This window comes from Polaribacter irgensii 23-P (assembly GCF_000153225.1).
Taxonomy (GTDB): domain Bacteria; phylum Bacteroidota; class Bacteroidia; order Flavobacteriales; family Flavobacteriaceae; genus Polaribacter; species Polaribacter irgensii.
The window spans coordinates 1,822,353-1,840,690 of sequence record NZ_CH724148.1 but is presented as its reverse complement, the minus strand read 5'-3'; the positions used below and the strand labels follow the sequence as shown (position 1 = coordinate 1,840,690).

At 34.8% G+C, this 18,338-nt stretch carries 15 protein-coding genes and 1 pseudogene; 8 read left to right on the top strand and 8 right to left on the bottom strand.

Annotated elements, in window-relative coordinates:
* Positions 1-22: 22 nt before the first annotated feature.
* The 3 genes from PI23P_RS08235 to PI23P_RS08225 all read left to right on the top strand — a co-directional run bounded on the left by PI23P_RS08235 (position 23) and on the right by PI23P_RS08225 (position 1,790).
* Positions 23-442 (top strand): DUF5606 family protein, encoded by a 420-nt coding sequence (locus PI23P_RS08235; protein ID WP_004570342.1) that lies wholly within the window; start codon positions 23-25, stop codon positions 440-442.
* Between the two features lie 107 nt (positions 443-549).
* Positions 550-1,329, top strand: a complete 780-nt coding sequence (gene mazG / locus PI23P_RS08230; RefSeq protein ID WP_004570341.1) for a nucleoside triphosphate pyrophosphohydrolase — start codon at positions 550-552, stop codon at positions 1,327-1,329.
* Between the two features lie 236 nt (positions 1,330-1,565).
* Complete coding sequence (locus PI23P_RS08225; protein ID WP_004570340.1) at positions 1,566-1,790, top strand: hypothetical protein; 225 nt, start codon at positions 1,566-1,568, stop codon at positions 1,788-1,790.
* 78 nt (positions 1,791-1,868) lie between these two features.
* Here the strand turns inward: PI23P_RS08225 and PI23P_RS08220 are convergent, their stop codons facing one another.
* The 8 genes from PI23P_RS08220 to PI23P_RS08185 form a co-directional block, all read right to left on the bottom strand.
* Positions 1,869-2,726 (bottom strand): DUF5777 family beta-barrel protein, encoded by an 858-nt coding sequence (locus PI23P_RS08220; protein ID WP_004570339.1) that lies wholly within the window; start codon positions 2,724-2,726, stop codon positions 1,869-1,871.
* 3 nt (positions 2,727-2,729) lie between these two features.
* Complete coding sequence (locus PI23P_RS08215; RefSeq protein WP_004570338.1) at positions 2,730-3,275, bottom strand: YceI family protein; 546 nt, start codon at positions 3,273-3,275, stop codon at positions 2,730-2,732.
* A 13-nt stretch (positions 3,276-3,288) separates the two neighbouring features.
* Positions 3,289-3,708: an OB-fold protein gene (locus tag PI23P_RS08210; protein WP_004570337.1), complete on the bottom strand. Its 420-nt coding sequence runs from the start codon at positions 3,706-3,708 to the stop codon at positions 3,289-3,291.
* 10 nt (positions 3,709-3,718) lie between these two features.
* Positions 3,719-4,066, bottom strand: coding sequence for a cytochrome c (locus PI23P_RS08205; RefSeq protein ID WP_004570336.1), 348 nt, complete (start codon positions 4,064-4,066; stop codon positions 3,719-3,721).
* 392 nt (positions 4,067-4,458) lie between these two features.
* A complete protein-coding gene (gene lon / locus PI23P_RS08200; protein ID WP_004570335.1) occupies positions 4,459-6,912 on the bottom strand; it encodes an endopeptidase La in 2,454 nt (817 codons plus the stop codon).
* Between the two features lie 185 nt (positions 6,913-7,097).
* Positions 7,098-8,084: a Gfo/Idh/MocA family protein gene (locus PI23P_RS08195; RefSeq protein ID WP_004570334.1), complete on the bottom strand. Its 987-nt coding sequence runs from the start codon at positions 8,082-8,084 to the stop codon at positions 7,098-7,100.
* Positions 8,071-9,957, bottom strand: a complete 1,887-nt coding sequence (locus PI23P_RS08190) for a sodium:solute symporter family protein (protein ID WP_004570333.1) — start codon at positions 9,955-9,957, stop codon at positions 8,071-8,073. The genes PI23P_RS08195 and PI23P_RS08190 overlap by 14 nt, the downstream gene beginning before the upstream one ends.
* A 466-nt stretch (positions 9,958-10,423) precedes the next feature.
* Complete coding sequence (locus PI23P_RS08185) at positions 10,424-12,925, bottom strand: PIG-L family deacetylase (protein ID WP_004570332.1); 2,502 nt, start codon at positions 12,923-12,925, stop codon at positions 10,424-10,426.
* Between the two features lie 172 nt (positions 12,926-13,097).
* Here PI23P_RS08185 and dnaN point away from each other — a divergent pair, with 172 nt between their 5' ends.
* The 5 genes and pseudogenes from dnaN (at position 13,098) to PI23P_RS08160 (ending at position 18,303) form a co-directional block, all read left to right on the top strand.
* Entirely contained in the window at positions 13,098-14,216 is a 1,119-nt protein-coding gene (dnaN, locus tag PI23P_RS08180; RefSeq protein ID WP_004570331.1) for a DNA polymerase III subunit beta, read from the top strand.
* A 92-nt stretch (positions 14,217-14,308) separates the two neighbouring features.
* Positions 14,309-15,357: pseudogene (amrB, locus tag PI23P_RS12910) on the top strand (AmmeMemoRadiSam system protein B).
* Positions 15,358-15,392: 35 nt separating this feature from the next.
* Positions 15,393-15,998, top strand: coding sequence for an acyl carrier protein phosphodiesterase (locus PI23P_RS08170; protein ID WP_437438059.1), 606 nt, complete (start codon positions 15,393-15,395; stop codon positions 15,996-15,998).
* Positions 15,999-16,085: 87 nt separating this feature from the next.
* Entirely contained in the window at positions 16,086-17,777 is a 1,692-nt protein-coding gene (gene ggt / locus PI23P_RS08165; protein ID WP_004570326.1) for a gamma-glutamyltransferase, read from the top strand.
* Between the two features lie 109 nt (positions 17,778-17,886).
* Positions 17,887-18,303, top strand: a complete 417-nt coding sequence (locus PI23P_RS08160) for a VOC family protein (RefSeq protein ID WP_004570325.1) — start codon at positions 17,887-17,889, stop codon at positions 18,301-18,303.
* The last annotated feature ends 35 nt before the right edge of the window (positions 18,304-18,338 follow it).

Genomic DNA, 18,338 nt, shown 5'->3' with positions numbered 1-18,338 from the left:
AGATACAAATAATAAAAAAGATATGGAATTTAACAAGATTATAGCCGTTAGTGGTAAACCAGGATTATTTCAAGTACTCTCACAATCTAAAAGCGCCATTATTGTAACGGCCTTGACAGATGCTAAAAAAATTGCAATTAGTACATCCCAAAATGTTAGTCTTTTAGAAAATATTGCAATTTACACCTATGAGGAGGACATTCCTCTGTTACGTGTGCTAAAAACGATGTTTGAAAAGACAGCGGGACAAGAAGCTCTTTCTCACAAAGAAAATGATGCAAAGTTGACTTCATTTTTTGCAGAAGTTTTACCAGATTATGACGCCGAAAGAGTGTATACCTCAAATATAAAGAAGGTGATACAATGGTTTAACTTATTGGTAAAAGCTGGCATGGATTTTTCTAAAATTGAACTGCCGAAGGCGGCTCCGGATACGGAATAAATTCTTTAAAGTAATTTTTGGTCATCTCAAAACAGCAGTATATTATTAGATAAAAAAATGATTTTTTTATCTAATCACAAATAATACTGTAAAAATAACAACTCATAATGAACTCTAGAAAAGAACAACTTGACGCTTTTAACCGTTTATTAGATATTATGGATGAGCTGCGTGCGCAGTGCCCTTGGGATAAAAAACAGACTTTAGAAAGTTTGCGACATCTGACTATTGAAGAAACATATGAGCTTGCGGAAGCTATTCTAGACAACGATTTGACTGAAATAAAAAAAGAATTAGGTGATCTTTTGTTACACATTGTATTCTATGCCAAAATTGGAAGTGAAAAAAATGCATTTGACATCGGAGATGTGGCAAATTCGATTTCCGAAAAATTAATTCACCGACATCCTCACATTTATGGAGATGTGAGCGTGGAGAATGTTGAAGATGTAAAACGAAATTGGGAACAATTAAAACTAAAAGAAGGTAAAGAATCTGTTTTAGAGGGCGTTCCTAAAAGCTTACCTGCAGTTGTCAAGGCATCTCGAATTCAAGAAAAGGTTGCAGGTGTTGGTTTTGATTGGGAAGAACCTGCACAAGTTTGGGAAAAGGTGCAAGAAGAACTTGCGGAACTGAATGAAGAGATAAAAGCGGGAAATACGGAAAATACAGAAAAAGAATTTGGAGATGTCTTATTTTCTCTAATAAACTATGCTCGTTTTATTGGTGTAAATCCCGAAAATGCCTTAGAAAAAACAAATATAAAATTCATAAATAGATTTCAGTATTTAGAAAAAGCTGCGAAAAAAGAAGGCAAAATTCTCGCGGATATGTCCTTAACTGAAATGGATGGCCATTGGGAAAATTCGAAAGAATTTTTCAAATAATAACAATTGGGAAAATTCTTTCAAATTTTACCAATTGTTATTATTAAAGAGATTCGAAAGCGTTTTATACATATGCATTGCAATACTACATAAAAATATTTCGACCATTCTGCAAGAACGCTCTTCGTTCGAGGATCTTTATTTTTACAAAACCATGTTTTTGCACAGAATAAGTTTCTGATAATGACATAGGTTCAACCCAATGCTCGTATCTTGCAGTTCAAAATAATACTATTATGGAAATAAATTTATTGTCTTGTGATGCACAACGGCCAGATAAAAGAGCGATTGCTAAATGTATTGAAGAAATTTCGACTGCTGTAAATTCTTCTTTATCAAACGAATTGACCTCAATTCTATTAGAAGGAGATGCCGTACAAGTTCAATTGAATGACAAAAACGCTGGAACCGCGCTAAGAGCATTGCGAAAATTAAATATCGACTATGAAATTATCGAATGATTTGAAACGCTTGTAGCGCACCTTTTTTTTGCTGATACAAATGGTATTTGCATTTGCGCTTCCCCCTATAGGATCCTGCTAGAATGTCCTAGAAAGATTAAATCCTAAATGAATATCTCCCGCAAAAAAGTTCCCTGTGGTTTCTGTGATAAAGCTTTTCTCAATCATCGTAATTGAATTGGATAAGATAATTTGAAATACATGCCCACCCGTTTCGATATCGATACCAAAAGCCAGCGAATTTCTCGCTGCTATCGATACTAACTTATCAAATTGCCAATAATATTCTGCATTCAAAGAAACTCTTTTATTCAATTTAAGACGCGTTCCAAAACCCAAGGCAAAAATATCGTGAGGATCTGCATCGATAGTCGTTAAATTTCGATGTACATAGGTAGGCGTTAATTGAAATGAAAAGGAAGCGTTTATTTTTTTTGCTATTAAAATTTGTCCCACATAATACAAACTCTCTGCAAACGTCCGTTCACTACCAACAATTGCTTTTTGGCTTTTCGCAGCAATACTGCCAAAAAGAGACACTGCAAAAGGGAAATGATGTACTCCTTCTTTCTGTTTTATGAGTGCATACTTCAAATAACCATCATAGGTCTTCTCATAACTACTTCTTCCCAAACCCGCTGTTAAATCGTCTGTTAACCCATATTCAAAAGCAAAACGTATGTTTGCTTGGTCAAGGCCAAAAAGTTCTCCAAAACCAGTATTTACACGTCCAAAGCGATGCGCAATAATAAACTCTAACTCTTTACTTTTTCTATTCTTTATAGAATGTCCGTTCACAATCCGAGTTCCCTTGAATGTTGCAGTAACCACGTTGTCTACTTTCGGAGTCTCTTTATCTAAAATATCCAATAAATCTTGAGCCGAAAGCTGAAAGCTGCACAAAAGCACAGCGAATATCATGAAGTAGTTTTTCATTGCTTATTTTTTATAAGGTTTGTGATTGAATAGAAAACTAATCTTTATTTTTTGAGCTATTTTATTTCGCACAATCGAAGGAATATCCACTGCAAAGTCGGATAAGTTAATATAAAACGCTCCTGTCATTACAAGAGTGTCTGCCGTTTTCGTGGCAAGCGCGTCAATTGTAATTTCTATTGATTCATTGTGTATTTCTAACATGCCCACTACTTGTACTTTCTTTTCTACAACTCCAATACTCTTAAAATCGATAATATTTCCTTTAAAGGTTGCTTTTGGATACTTGTCTGATTCTACATAATTCTCATTAAAATGCTCTTGCATGAGTGCTTTTTCGAACAAAAAGGACTGCATCAAAATAGCTATTGCCATTTGTCCACTTGTTGCATCTACAATACTCAAAACCTGGCTATTTTCGGCTTGAATATTTTCCAATGGCAATTTAGAAAAAAAGGAAATAGTTCCCGTCTTTGTTAAGAATCGCTCTTGACCACTCACAAGCGTCGTTAAAAAAAGGCAAAGCAATAAAATATACGTATTTTTCATTCTCTTTTCTGTTTTAATCTAAAATAATACATTTGACGAGAATTACATCCATTAAAAAACCTGTACAAATTCCTTTTAACTGTATTTCTTGACCCAATTGTAAGGCTCTTTTTTGTGCTGATTCTTCTATTGTTAGCGTACAAAGCACAGCTCCAAAAACAGCACCTGTTTCTAACGTAATGCTACATTTACTCTGGACCCTCTCTATTTTAGCAATCACTCCATTTACTTGAAGAATCTTTCCTAAATACTTTAAATTCGCCGCAGTCTCGTCAGAAGAAAAGTCTTCTAAAATCTTAGATGCCGTGCTTACAATTGCAGCTTTTTCTTGCGCAACATTTACATGTGGTTTGTTGTAAATTTTATATCCAATAATTGCTCCGAAAAAAAATAAAAGTAAAATTCCAAAACTAACTTTTTTTTTTGCACTCATACCTATTCTTTTAATTGTCTAAAGCACCTGCATTCACCCAATCTACAATGCTTTTTATTTGTGATTTCGTCAACGGAGCTCCTCTTGGCATTAGACCGCTAACAACCTGTTCTCGAATAGCACCCGCATGCGTTTTTACTTTTTCGAAATTGGAAATATCTGGAAAGCTCCCTCCTGTTGAATGACAAGACAAACACCTGGCTGCTAAAATTGGTTGTACCTCGTCTATATATGAAAGCTTAGCGCTTACCTCTGTAAGCTCTTCTAACTGCTCTTCCACATTGGAAATGCAAGAAAAAGAGAAAAAACAAAGCAGCAATGCCAGCATTGCTATTTGAAATCTTTTATTGTACCTCATTTTAAATTTCTGTTAAATTTTATTGTATGCCCAAAAGCTTTAAAAACAAAACTAAAATAGCTCTAAAAACCTGCTACCTCTCTCTTTTATTGAACACTAAAATACCCACAGAACGCCAATTATTGAGTTTTAAACGTTTGACACCAAATTAAGGGTTGCGCTCTTTATGAAAGTTAAAGATAAGGCTATTCTTTTATTTAAAAAAAACAGCTCTTTTTTTAAAGTCAATTTGACTTTTAAAAAAACTTGCTTATACAATAAATTCAAAGTGGAGACAATGAGGTTCACAAGTTTGGCTATATAGAAATCTAGATTCCTTTATTAAAAAACAATCTTTACTAAAATCGTCTCTAAGTTTTCAAAAAAAAAGCCTCCAAAAGGAGGCTCCTAAGTTATACTAATTTCTTAGCATTTTGTACTTTCTGCTTTGTAAGTGCCAAGGCAATCACCTGTTTCATGTCGGAAACATAATGAAATGTCAATCCTTTCAAATAACTTTCTTTTATTTCCAAGATATCTTTTCGGTTGTCTTCGCACAAAATTATTTCTTTAATATTTGCTCTTTTTGCAGCCAATATTTTTTCTTTAATTCCACCTACTGGCAACACTTTTCCACGCAACGTAATTTCACCAGTCATGGCTAATTTATTTTTAATTTTTCGCTGTGTAAACGAAGAAACTAAAGAAGTTAACATGGTAATACCTGCACTTGGTCCATCTTTTGGAGTGGCTCCTTCCGGCACATGTATGTGTACATTGTACTTTTCTAGCACCTCTGGCTCGATTCCAAACTCATCTGCATTCGCTTTTATATACTGCAAGGCAATTGTTGCGGATTCCTTCATTACCGTTCCTAAATTTCCAGTAATAGAAAGGGCTCCTTTTCCTTTGGATAAAATAGATTCTATAAATAAAATATCTCCTCCAACTTGGGTCCAAGCCAAACCAGTAACAACTCCGGCAACCTCATTACTTTCGAATTTATCTCTAAATCTCGGAGTTCCCAGAATAGCTTCTACCTTCTCACTCGTCAAGGCAATATCATAATCTTCTTCTAAGGCGATTGATTTTGCGGCAAACCGGACTACTTTTGCAATTTTCTTTTCCAAACCACGCACTCCCGACTCCCGAGTATATCCTTCTACAATTTGTTCCAATTGCTTTCTACCTAACTTTAAGTGTTTCGCTGTTAAGCCATGCTCTTTTAATTGTTTTGGTAACAAATGTCTTTTGCCTATTTCTGTTTTTTCTTCAATCGTATAACCTGATACATTTATAATCTCCATGCGATCTCGCAACGCCCAAGGAATTTGACCTAAATTATTGGCAGTAGCAATGAAAAGTACTTTCGATAAATCGTATCCTACTTCTAAATAGTTGTCGTAAAAAGACTCGTTTTGCTCTGGATCTAAAACTTCTAACATTGCTGAAGAGGGATCCCCTTGATTGCTCTGGCCTAATTTGTCAATTTCATCCAAAACAAAGACAGGATTTGAGGTTCCTGACTTTTTTAGATTCTGTATTAAACGCCCTGGCATGGCCCCAATATATGTTTTTCGATGTCCGCGAATTTCTGCTTCATCACGCAAACCACCTAAAGACATTCTTACATATTTGCGTCCTAAAGCTTCTGCAACGGATTTCCCTAAAGATGTTTTACCAACTCCTGGAGGGCCATATAAACAGATAATTGGAGATTTCATATCTCCTCTTAGCTTTAAAACTGCCAAATGCTCAATGATTCTATCCTTTACCTCTTCCAGACCAAAATGATCTCTATCCAGTACTTTTGTCGCGTGTTTTAAATTGAACTTATCCTCTGAATAAACACCCCAAGGCAGTTCTAACATCAGCTCTAAATAACTTCGCTGTACCCCGTATTCTGCCGCTTGCGGATTCATTCTCTTTAAACGATTTAGCTCTTTTTCAAAAATAGTACCTACTTCCTTAGACCATTTTTTAGATTTTGCTTGCGTTCGCATGTCCTCCAACTCCTCATCATTTGAAACACCACCCAATTCTTCTTGAATAGTTTTCAACTGCTGATGTAGATAGTATTCTCGCTGTTGTTGGTCTAAATCTTCACGTGTTTTAGATTGAATATCATTGCGCAATTGCAACTTCTGAAGCTCTTTATTTAAATTTTTTAACGCCAATAAAGCGCGTTCTTTCAAATTATCTTTTTCTAAAATCACCTGCTTCTGAGCAACTGATAAATCCATATTTGAAGAAATAAAGTTCACCAAAAACGAATCTGATTTTATGTTTTTGATAGCAAACGATGCCTCTGATGGCAACATTGGATTCTCCTTAATCACTTCTAAAGCTTGCTCTTTTATCGACTCTATAATGGCTTCGAACTCCTTCTCGTCGTCTATTTCTTTGTCTTCGATTGCCTCTCTTACCGTTGCTTTCAAATAAGGCTTGTCCTGAATAATGGTCTCTATTTCAAAACGCTTCTTGCCTTGAATAATTACGGTTGTATTCCCATCGGGCATTTTTAGCACACGTAAGATTTGGGCAACTACACCCGTAGTATGAATATCCTTTAAAGTTGGCTCTTCTTCATCCTCATTTCTTTGTGCGACCACGCCGATTACCTTATCTCCTTTGTTGGCATCTTTAATTAGCTGAATAGACGCATCTCTTCCCGCAGTTATAGGAATTACTACTCCCGGAAATAAAACGGTATTTCTTAATGGTAAAATAGGTAAAATCGCAGGTACGCTTTCTTTGTTAATAATTTCCTCATCTTCCGGAGTCATCAAAGGAATTAACTCTGAATCTTCGTTCAACATACTTTGAAGCGACAAATTGTCTAATCTCATTATTTTTGGTTTGCTCATTTTTTATATATCTGTCATACTGACATTGGTTTTTTAAATAAAAAAAAACAACGACTGTATCTTGTTTATTAAATCACTGAATATCAATTTATTACACTAAAAAAGGGTCTGTTCTTCCTTAATAAAACTCAATTGTTATGCCAAACGATTCTATTGACAAATAAGAATCATATTTTACGCGCACGTTAAGAGCCGTATTGTAAACCAATTATTTCCCGAACTTTGTCTAGTGTTTGAATTATTTTTAAAGAACGGTCGAAAGACATAATTTTACTTTCTGTTTTATTTTCTCTGAGTAATTGGCTAAAGTGTTCTGCCTCATAATTGTAACCAATTGTTTTGTAATTAAAATTGATTAATTCCTCCTTATTATTCTGACTGACCATCACTGTTGAAGGTTCATGAAATTGCCCATTAATTTTAACAATTGCTTTGTCAAATTTAAAAACTGCCTCTGTCTTAGTCTCTTCCATAAGCGTACTTTTTAAGGTTGCTTTTGCATTTTCATAGTGAAATATCATTGCACAACTCGAATCTGCGCCATTTTCAAAAAACGTAGCTTTTGCATCGATTGTATTGGGTGTCCCTAAAGTAGCCAGTGCTGCAAAAACTGGATAAATTCCAATATCTAATAAACTGCCACCTCCCAACGCTTTCTTAAACAATCTATTTTCATTATCAAATTCTCGGAGAAAACCAAAATCTGCATCCACGTTTTTTAACTTTCCAAACTTTTCGCTTTCAACAAGAGCTACAATATAGATGAAGTGAGGTAAAAAAGCTGTCCAAAGCGCTTCCATCAGCAATACATTATTTTCCTTGGCAAGTGCAATCATCTCAAGAACCTCTGAAGCATTCATAGCAAGCGGTTTTTCGCATAAAACGGCCTTTTTATTTTGCAAACAAAGCATTGTATGCTCTTTATGAAAACTGTGTGGAGTTGCAATATAAACGGCATCAACTTCAGGATCTTTCAGCAATTCATCATACGAATTGTATGCTTTTTGCGAATGGTGCTGCGCTGCAAATTCAGCTGCTTTGTGCGGATTCCTGGAAGCAACTGCAACCAATGTTACATTTTCTAATTTCGCTAAATCAGTCGCAAATTTAGCTGCAATATTTCCAAGACCAATAATGCCCCAGCGTATTTTTTTGATATTATCGTTTTTCATTGATAGCTTTTTTATCAATATTAAAGAACCCGAGAAAGAAAAATAGAAAAATTAGAGTGAACACGTGAGTAAGGTTTAAAGAATCTTGATATACAATGTCATAAGCACTTTTTAAAATTGCCAAAGAAGTAACTATTAAAACAGATTTACTTTGATGGTTCATCGATTTAAAGACAAATAACAAGGAGAAAAAAGAGACTAAAATACAACCAATAAAATTCAACCATAAATAACTCACAATTGGATCTAAGCCCTGAGACTCTAAATTATAAATTCCAAAGTAAAAAATGAAACAAATTAAAACTTGTGTTATTAAAGCTGCTTTAAACACAGCATTCCCATTTACTTTTTTAAAGAAAAATGCCAACAAGAAAATCCCTAAAACATTTCCGTAGAAGATAGACCCTATAATATTAACCAACTCTATTAAATTTTCAAATAAATTAGCCACACAAGCGACTGAAATTGCAACAACTCCCCATGCCAGCGTAAACCATTTAGACGCTTTTACATAATGCGCATCACTTTTTTCTCCTCTAACATTTCGCTTGTATAAATCCATTGCCGTTGTGCTTGCTAATGCGTTCAACTCTGACGCTGTAGAGGACATTGCCGCAGATAAAATTACAGCCAATAACAAACCAATTAAACCCCTCGGTAAATTGTTTAAAATGAAATAAATAAACACATAATCTTTGTCGTTAGACTCAATTTTATCAAGTGTGTTTTCTTCATCAATCTTGTCAATAATCAATTTAGATTTTTCTTTTAAAAGAAAGTCGCGTTGGTTTAGCTCTAAAACTTGCTGCTGTTCTTCCTCTTGAAAACCGTTTGAAAATAATAGCTTTTTAGTGTTTTCTATTTCAGCATGTGCAGCCTCTAATTGTTGATATTCGGAGCTATATTTAGACTTTAATACTTCGTCATTTACACCTGGATTGAAATTTAATGGCGAAGGGTTGAATTGGTAAAAAACAAAGACCATCACCCCTATTAATAAAATAAAAAACTGCATCGGTACCTTTAAGAGCCCATTAAAAATTAAGCCTAATTGACTTTCTCTTACTGATTTTCCAGACAAATATCGCTGTACCTGACTTTGATCTGTTCCAAAATAAGACAACATTAAAAAAGTACCTCCAAGAATCCCAGTCCATATAGTATATCGATTACTTAAATCCGTGGAGAAATCTAGTACTTTCATTTTTCCACTTGCACCTGCAATATCTAATGCTTTTGAAAATGTAATATCCGCTGGAAGCTGATTCATAATGATACAAAAAGAGATGACCATTCCTATAAAAATGATAATCATTTGTTGCTTCTGCGTTACATTTACAGCTTTTGTTCCTCCAGATACTGTGTATACAATTACTAAAAACCCGATGATAATATTTAGAGTTAATAAATCCCAACCTAAAACTGCCGATAATATGATTGCAGGAGCAAAAATAGTAATCCCTGCAGCAAGTCCTCTTTGAATCAAAAATAGAATTGCTGCCAAACTCCTTGTTTTCAAATCAAATCGTCCTTCTAAAAACTCATAAGCGGTGTACACTTTTAATTTGTGATAAATAGGGATAAAAACCACACAAATAATAATCATAGCAATGGGCAATCCGAAATAAAATTGGACAAAGCCCATTCCACTGTGAAAGGCCTGCCCTGGAGTTGACAAAAAAGTAATGGCACTCGCTTGTGTGGCCATTACAGACAATCCAATAGTCCACCATCTAGAATCATTTCCGCCCTTTATATAATCAGCAACGCTGGCGTGTTTCCGAGTAGTATAGGTGCCATAAGCCACTATAAAAATTAAAGTAATGGCCAAAATGATCCAATCTACGGCATGCAACTTACTTTCTATTTCCATCAAACTAAAAGTTAAAGTAAGCGGTAATAAAATAAAACGCAATAATGTAAAACACATTTGCTATTAAAACGAATGAATACTCCTTTTTCCAGACATACTTTTGTTCTTTCATAGTGCTTTAATTTTAAAAACTACTTCCTCTTTTCGCTGCTCGATTTTTTGGATTGTTCTCAAAACACATCCCGTAAAAAATACAACACGAGCGCTCACGACTAAAAGAACTCGAAGCGTTCGAAGACGCTCTACTTTCCGAAGAAAAAGTGCTATCGATAATACTTCTATTGGCTATTCTTCATTTTCTGTGTGTTGCATAAAAAAAACAACTATTGTGTTTCTGAATTTCTATTTTCGCAAGAATCCATACTTCCTATATTGAATTTAATATTCCTATTTTTCTCAGCAAATAGATAAAAAATCCTCATTTATTTACTAAGTTAAAAATTTATTATGCAGGTTCCTTAGCACTTTAATTCGCTGCTCCTTGTTTCCCTAAAGCTAACATATTTGCAAATAATTTATAAGCACCTGAAACTCCTGCGGGCAACTCTCTAAAAAAGCTTAAACCAGTATAAATATAATTGCCCTTTCCGTATTTAGCGACTAATAAACTGCCATTCTTGGCCGGTTCTCCTTTGTCATTCATCGATAGAATTGGTGTGTACTCTGTGCTCCAATTGTCTGGAAAATACAACCCTCGTTCTTGCACCCAGCCCTCAAAATCAGCGTCAGTAATTTTATTGGGGAAATTTAATAAAGGATGTTCTTTTGCTAATACCCGCACTACTGAAGACTCGTCTGTAACTCTGTCTCGAGAAAGTTGAAGTGCAAAAGGGGCCGCAACATCTACATTTCTATTGGTATTGTATTGCACAATCATATTTCCTCCTTTTTCCACATATGCTAACAAATATTTTTGCTTAAACTTTAATTCCTTTAAGACATTATAAGCGCGAACTCCTAACACAATAGCGTCATAGCGGTTTAGATTTTCTCCATCTATTGCTGCTGGTTTTATGATAGTCACTTTGTATCCAATTTGACGCAAACTCTCTGGGACTGCATCTCCAGCGCCTTGAATATAGCCGATATGATTTCCAACTTTTTTAATATTTAAACGCACTATTTTTGCCTGAGAATCCGTCAAAACTGTTTGTTTTGGAATGTGTTCATAATTAATTTCCACCAACTCCTTCGTGTAGTTTTTATCTACGGAAGTCGCAATCACTTCGACAATTCCTTCCGCTTTATTCTTTGGTGGTGTAATCGAGAATACAACCACTTGGCTATCTTTTTTTTGTCGGATCTTAAAAGGAATTTCTTTTGGAAAAACGTTCCATTGCTCTGGCACTTTTAAACGCACTGTACCCTCCACTGTATTCGCTCCTGCGCGAATTTCGACCACCACTTTTTGGGGAGTATTGTCAGAGAAAATAAGTACTTTATTTTTTAATTTTGTAGTTACTTCTGGCACGATTTCAAAGGGTTCATAAACCTCGCCTTTGTCACTTTCTGAGTATCTTCGTACGACCTCTTTTGTAAACGTAATTAAAACTTCATCAATGCTTAAATTAAAATGAATTTTTACGGGTCTTTCGGTTTCTGCATTCCCAATTAAATTCTGGTCATCTACCCGATACATTCCCAAAGAAGCTCGTTTTTGTAACCAATAAGGATCCGAGTACTTCGCGGTATTCAAAGTGATCATTTCTTTAAAGTTCATTTTTTTGTTTCGCTCCAAATCCAACTCTTTAATCACTGTCTTCTTGTCAATTGTAGAATGTATTGAAATCAACTCAATAGCGGCACCACACCTATTCAAAACCTCAAAATTGACGGCTACTTTCGAACCTGGAGCTCCTGTGGCACTCTCTGCCGATCCCTCCAAATACAAACCAGCGCATGCTTCAATAATCTCTTTAATTTGTTGCTCTTTAACAGTGCGCCAATGTGCATCTTCTAAATCTTGGATTAAAAGATAAGCTTCCATCAATTTCGGAATGTGTTTCGCTGGATTTATAAAGTCAAAATTATCTTCAATTTCGTATAAAATCTCTCCTATTTCTCCACCAGCTTTAACACGGTTCCAGGTTGTATTAATTCCTGAAAAAATATCGCTCTTGTCTCTAAGACTGCTACCTTTCAAAAATTCGACATATTCGCGCTCCTCTCCTCTTGAAGTAACCCGGCCAAAACCTTGAGATAAATGCTGACTGCTAGCCAGCGCTGCGAGTTCATTATTAGAATGTCCTTTCAAAGGATAATAGGTACCTACGTCAAACGAGGTAAGTTTTCCTTTTGTTGCTCTATCAAACTCTTCTTTGGTCTTATAAAACCAAGCAGAAGTATTAAAAAATAATCTTTTGGACTCCCAAATGTCCGCATATTTTAATTGAGAAGTATACTGCTTGGAGTCGTTCGCAAGGTCAAAAGCAGCGACACTCAGCATTGCAGAAGCTGTGTGGTGGCCGTGTGTGGTTCCCGGAGTTCGATGATTGAATCTATTAATAATAATATCGGGTTTAAAGGTTCTTATTGCCCAAACCACATCACTTAAAACCTCCTTTTTATTCCAAATTTCAAGCGTCTCGTCTGGATGTTTGGAATAACCAAAATCATTGGCTCTTGTAAAAAACTGCGAACCCCCATCAATTCTTCTTGCTGCCAAGAGTTCTTGTGTTCTAATAACTCCTAAAAGCTCTCTAATTTCTGGACCTATTAAATTCTGACCCCCATCTCCTCTTGTTAAAGATAAATAGCCTGTTCTTGCTTTTACGGTATTTGATAAAAAAGAAATTAACCGCGTATTTTCATCATCTGGATGCGCTGCGATGTACAAAACGGAACCTAAAAAGTTGAGTTTTTGTACGCTCTCATAAATTTCATTAGAATTTAATTTTAAAGGCTTTTGACCACATGTACTAAAACAAATAAGCAAAAACGAAAGTGTGTTAAAAAAAATCTTTTTCATATCATAAAATTACTGCGAAACAAAAATAACCTATTACATCCCTAAAAAAAGGTGTTAACAAAATTATAACGTTTAAAAGCGGTTGTAAATAGTAATAAAAACCTGTTGATAAATTAATTTTTAAAGTCACTTTTTTAGAATATATTTGTAGAACACAAAGAAAACAAATTACATGAAATTTATTGTATCTAGTTCGCAACTATTAAAACAATTACAAGTTTTAGGAGGCGTTATAAATAGCAACAACACACTGCCAATTTTAGACAACTTTTTGTTTGAATTGTCTGAAAATAATTTGAAAATATCTGCCTCTGATTTAGAAACTACGATGAGTTCTGTTGTTACTGTAGAGAGTGACAGTACTGGTTCTATTGCAGTCTCTGCACGTTTGTTATTAGATACCTTAAAAACATTTCCAGACCAACCTCTTACCTTTAAGACAGAGGGCGCAAATACAATAGAAATTAGCTCTGATCAAGGAAAATATGACATGGCTTATTTTGGTGGAGATGAATTTCCAAAAGCGCTTTCATTGCCCTCACCAAGCAAAACAGTAATTCCTGCAAATATTTTAGGAACTGCAATCTCAAAGACAATCTTTGCTGCTGGAAATGATGATTTACGCCCAGTGATGAGCGGTGTCTTTTTTCAGTTTAGCTCGCAAAGCTTAACTTTTGTTGCAACGGATGCACATAAACTAGTAAAATACTCGAGAACAGACGTCACTGCAGATCAAACTGCAGAATTCATTATGCCGAAGAAACCTTTAAATTTATTAAAAGGGATTTTAGGAGGATCTGATAGCGATGTTACCATCGAATACAATGACGCAAATGCAAAATTCACTTTTGACAACATTGTTTTAGTATGCCGTTTAATTGATGGAAAATATCCTAATTACGAAGCTGTAATTCCAAAAGAGAATCCAAATAAATTAACCGTTGATAGAGCTTCGTTTTTAAACTCTGTAAGACGTGTTTCTATTTTCTCTAGTAAAACCACACATCAGATTCGTTTAAAAATGGCAGGAACGGAATTAAATATTTCTGCTGAAGACTTAGATTTTGCAAACAAAGCTGACGAACGTTTAAGTTGCGATTATCAAGGAGATGACATGCAAATTGGATTCAACTCTCGCTTTTTAAGTGAAATGCTGAGTAACTTGAGTTCTACAGAAGTTTTGATTGAAATGTCATTACCCAATAGAGCGGGAATTTTAACTCCTATTGATGGCACTGATGAAGGGGAGCAAGTGACCATGTTAGTGATGCCTGTAATGTTAAACAGTTAACTTAGAAAATACTTTTTTTTTTAGAAAAGTGGATACACCAAACTATTAAAAAACCACAACCTTTAGTTGTGGTTTTTTAATACATTTAAAATATGAAAAAAACAGTCCTGTTAATCACCATTTTACTTGCTGTTAGTTGTACTAAAAAAAACACCAATGCCAAAGAGTTCCTGAGACCAGTTCACGACACAATTGGTTTTGCACAATATGATTGGCAATTAGATACCATCTACAACAGACTGCACCTAAAAGACACACCAAATAGCAAAACTTGGAAAACTGTTATTTCTCCGCATGACGATTATAAATATGCAGGTAAACTATACCACACTTCGTTAACAGGTATCAACGCAAAAACAGTAATTTTGATAGGTGTTGCCCACAAAGCTCGAAATTATAAATTACAAGATAAAATTATCTTCGGGAGTTTTACACATTGGAAAACGCCTTATGGAAAACTTAAGGTGTCTGATTTGAATACTAAAATTCAAGAAAAACTATCTAAAGAGAGCTTTGTTGTTCATGACGGCATGCAAACGTTAGAACATTCATTAGAAGCTATTGTTCCTTTTTTACAAAAAAAAACCGCAATGTTGAAATTGTACCCATTTTAATTCCATACATCAATTACGAAACTATCAAAGCCATAAGCACAAATTTAAGTACGGTAGTTTCAAGTATTTTAAAAGCCAATAATTTACATTTCGGAAAAGATGTAGCCATCGTAATTTCCAATGATGCAGTGCATTATGGAACCGAAAATTGGGGTAAAAACTTAGCTCCCTATGGCGTGGATAGCATAGGAACAGAAAAAGCGATACATCACGATAAGCGATTGATACATGACTTTTTAACTGGAGAAATTTCAATGAATAAAATAGAGAACTTCACAAAAGAAACCGTTCAAGAAAACAACTACAAAGAATATAAATGGGTGTGGTGTGGCAGATATTCTGTTCCTTTTGGATTGGCTTTTGCAAACAAACTGAATCTTTTACAAAGTAAAGTTTCATTGACCGGAGACTTATTAGCTTACGCTTCCAGCATCGATCGCCAATTGATACACGTTGAAGATCTAAGCATGGGAACCACTGCCATTGCAACTCAAAAACATTGGGTCGCATATGCAAGTATTAAGTAAGAATAAACTACTTTTAAAATTATAAAACATTTCTATTGAACTTTCTAGCACACCTTTACCTTTCAGAAAACAACAACAATATTATGATTGGCAATTTTATTGCAGATCATATTAGAGGAAATAATTACAAAAGCTTTTCCAAAGAAATTCAGCAAGGTATTTTTCTACACAGAGCAATAGATACTTTTACCGACGCTCATGAAATTGTCAGAAAAAGCAAAAGACGTTTACATCCCCGGTATCGGCATTATGATGGTGTTATCATCGATATTTTTTACGATTATTTCTTGGCAAAAAACTGGTCTACTTACTCAGCAACACCTTTAGATGTTTATACAAGTTCGATTTATAGTTTCTTTGATACAATAAAATTAGATTTACCCTTAAAATCGCAACAATTTATCAAGTACATGATTGAGTATAATATACTATTCAATTATAAACACAAAGATGGTATTGAAAAAGTTCTAAACGGTATGAACCATCGCACCAAAGGAAAATCTAAAATGAATTTAGCTATTGAAGATTTGCGAAACTTAGAAACCGAACTTCAAGAAGATTTTACATTATTTTTTAAGGATTTAATAGCTCACACGAATCAAAAAACAAAAGAATTAACTGTCATTTCGAACCACAAATAAGGGCACATTAGAAGGATAAATTGATTTCTCCAGCACTTTACAAAGGCATTTCAAAAAAATAAAATGAGCAAAAATTAAAACGACCACATGAAAAAAACATTTTTATTAATTGCACTTTCAATTTTACTTTTCAATTGTAAAACATCAAAGAATAAAGAAATAATCACGGGTTTCATCGCTGAAAAAGCAATGGTTGTCTCGGCTAGAGAGGAAGCTTCTAAAATTGGTACAGACATTCTTAAAAAGGGCGGAAATGCTTTTGATGCAATGGTTGCTACAGAATTAGCTTTAGCAGTTGCATACCCATATGCAGGTAATATTGGTGGTGGTGGTTTTATGGTATACAGAAAAAGTAATGGTGAAACTGGAGCTTTAGATTACAGAGAAAAAGCACCTTTAGCCTCTTCAAAAAACATGTATTTAGACGCTGCTGGTACTATTATTCCAGAAAAAAGTACACTGGGCGCAATGGGTGTTGGAATTCCGGGAACGATTGCTGGAGTTTTTGAAGTGCACAGAAAATTTGGTTCTATGCCCATGCAAACACTTTTACAGCCTGTAATCGCATTGGCTAAACGTGGCGTCGTTGTTACTAAAAAACAAGCTGGAAAAATAAAAAGCTATCAAGCACAATTTTTACGTGCCAACAAAGATTCTATTTTATTTACTAAAAACTGGAAAGAAAATGACACCATAAAATACCATGCTTTAGCAGCCACTTTGACCAGGATTCAAAAAAATGGTAGAAATGAATTTTACAAAGGGGAAACGGCAAAAAAATTATCAGCATTTATACAAGCGAATGGCGGAATTATGACGCTTGAAGATTTGGCAAAATATGAAGCAAAATGGAGAACTCCTATTGCTTTTAAATATGATGATTTAAACATAATTTCGATGTCTCCTCCCTCTAGTGGCGGAATTTGCTTGGCACAAATTATGAACGGAATAGAGATCTATGATCTAGACAAATACGGCCACAATTCAGTCAAAGCAATTCAGGTAATTACGGAAGCAGAAAGACGTGCTTATGCAGACAGAAGTTTCTTTTTAGGAGATCCAGATTTTGTAAACATACCCGTAAAAACTTTAATTAGTAAAACGTATGTCAATGGAAGAATGGATGACTTTTCTTTCGAAAAAGCTACAAAATCGGCTGATATTTCTCATGGTAATATAGCAATGGTAGAAAGTGATGAAACAACCCATTACTCTATTGTAGATCAATTTGGGAATGCAATCTCTGCGACTACAACAATAAATGCAGGCTATGGTTCTAAATTATATTCGAACGAATTAGGTTTCTTTTTAAACAATGAAATGAACGATTTCTCGAGCAAAGCGGGTGTGCCAAATATGTTTGGTTTGATTGGTGCAAAAGCAAATGAAATTGCTCCAGAAAAAAGAATGTTGAGTTCTATGACACCGACAATCGTAGAAAAAAATGGAAAACTTTGGATGGTTGTTGGAACACCTGGAGGTTCTACCATTATTACTTCTGTATTACAAACTATTTTAAATGTTCATGAATTTGGGTTCGGAATGCAAGAAGCGATCAATCAACCTCGATTTCACCATCAATGGTTGCCAGATGTAATTATGATGGAACCAAACCAATTTAATAAAAGAACAACAGACGTATTAAAAAAATTAGGCTATAATATCAACGAAAAAGACAGTCCCGTAATTGGAAAGGTGGAAGGAATTTTAATACTCCCAAATGGAAAACTAGAAGGAGGTGCAGATCCAAGAGGAGATGACAAAGCGATTGGGTTTTAGAAAGACAGCAACCGGTATTGCTGGGATAAAATTAAGACAATCAACCTTTTTAAAATAGCACCTTTACAACACTGAAACTCCAAAACCTTGAAATTCTGAAACTAAAAAAATGATACAACCATTCCACCTTGCAATTCCCGTTCAAAATCTAGCAAATTGTAGAGCTTTTTATCGCGATATTTTAAAATGTGTAGAAGGCCGTAGTACAGCGGATTGGGTAGATTTTGATTTTTTCGGACACCAACTTGTCCTCCACCAAAAAGATGATTTTAAACCACAAAAAATATCAAATTCAGTAGACGGTTACGATGTTCCTGTGCCGCATTTTGGAGTTGTCTTAACTTGGAAAGATTGGCATTCTCTCGCTGATCGATTAAGAACGGCAGATCTAAAGTTTGAAATTGCGCCTTGCATTCGTTTTCAAGGAAAAACAGGAGAACAAGCAACCATGTTTTTTAATGATCCTGAAAATAATGCATTAGAATTTAAAGCTTTTAAAGACATGGGACAATTGTTTGCGAAATAATCGATACTGTTAATTAACAAATATTTTTGGCCAGT

What these genes read in the sequence shown, in the direction of transcription:
- PI23P_RS08195 (WP_004570334.1), bottom strand. Translation starts at nt 8,084, where the DNA reads ATGAAAAACGATAATATCAAAAAAATACGCTGGGGCATTATTGGTCTT.
- PI23P_RS08210 (WP_004570337.1), bottom strand. Translation starts at nt 3,708, where the DNA reads ATGAGTGCAAAAAAAAAAGTTAGTTTTGGAATTTTACTTTTATTTTTT.
- PI23P_RS08190 (WP_004570333.1), bottom strand. Translation starts at nt 9,957, where the DNA reads ATGGAAATAGAAAGTAAGTTGCATGCCGTAGATTGGATCATTTTGGCC.
- dnaN (WP_004570331.1), top strand. Translation starts at nt 13,098, where the DNA reads ATGAAATTTATTGTATCTAGTTCGCAACTATTAAAACAATTACAAGTT.
- PI23P_RS08235 (WP_004570342.1), top strand. Translation starts at nt 23, where the DNA reads ATGGAATTTAACAAGATTATAGCCGTTAGTGGTAAACCAGGATTATTT.
- ggt (WP_004570326.1), top strand. Translation starts at nt 16,086, where the DNA reads ATGAAAAAAACATTTTTATTAATTGCACTTTCAATTTTACTTTTCAAT.
- lon (WP_004570335.1), bottom strand. Translation starts at nt 6,912, where the DNA reads ATGAGCAAACCAAAAATAATGAGATTAGACAATTTGTCGCTTCAAAGT.
- PI23P_RS08225 (WP_004570340.1), top strand. Translation starts at nt 1,566, where the DNA reads ATGGAAATAAATTTATTGTCTTGTGATGCACAACGGCCAGATAAAAGA.
- PI23P_RS08185 (WP_004570332.1), bottom strand. Translation starts at nt 12,925, where the DNA reads ATGAAAAAGATTTTTTTTAACACACTTTCGTTTTTGCTTATTTGTTTT.
- PI23P_RS08205 (WP_004570336.1), bottom strand. Translation starts at nt 4,066, where the DNA reads ATGAGGTACAATAAAAGATTTCAAATAGCAATGCTGGCATTGCTGCTT.
- PI23P_RS08215 (WP_004570338.1), bottom strand. Translation starts at nt 3,275, where the DNA reads ATGAAAAATACGTATATTTTATTGCTTTGCCTTTTTTTAACGACGCTT.
- mazG (WP_004570341.1), top strand. Translation starts at nt 550, where the DNA reads ATGAACTCTAGAAAAGAACAACTTGACGCTTTTAACCGTTTATTAGAT.
- PI23P_RS08220 (WP_004570339.1), bottom strand. Translation starts at nt 2,726, where the DNA reads ATGAAAAACTACTTCATGATATTCGCTGTGCTTTTGTGCAGCTTTCAG.
- PI23P_RS08160 (WP_004570325.1), top strand. Translation starts at nt 17,887, where the DNA reads ATGATACAACCATTCCACCTTGCAATTCCCGTTCAAAATCTAGCAAAT.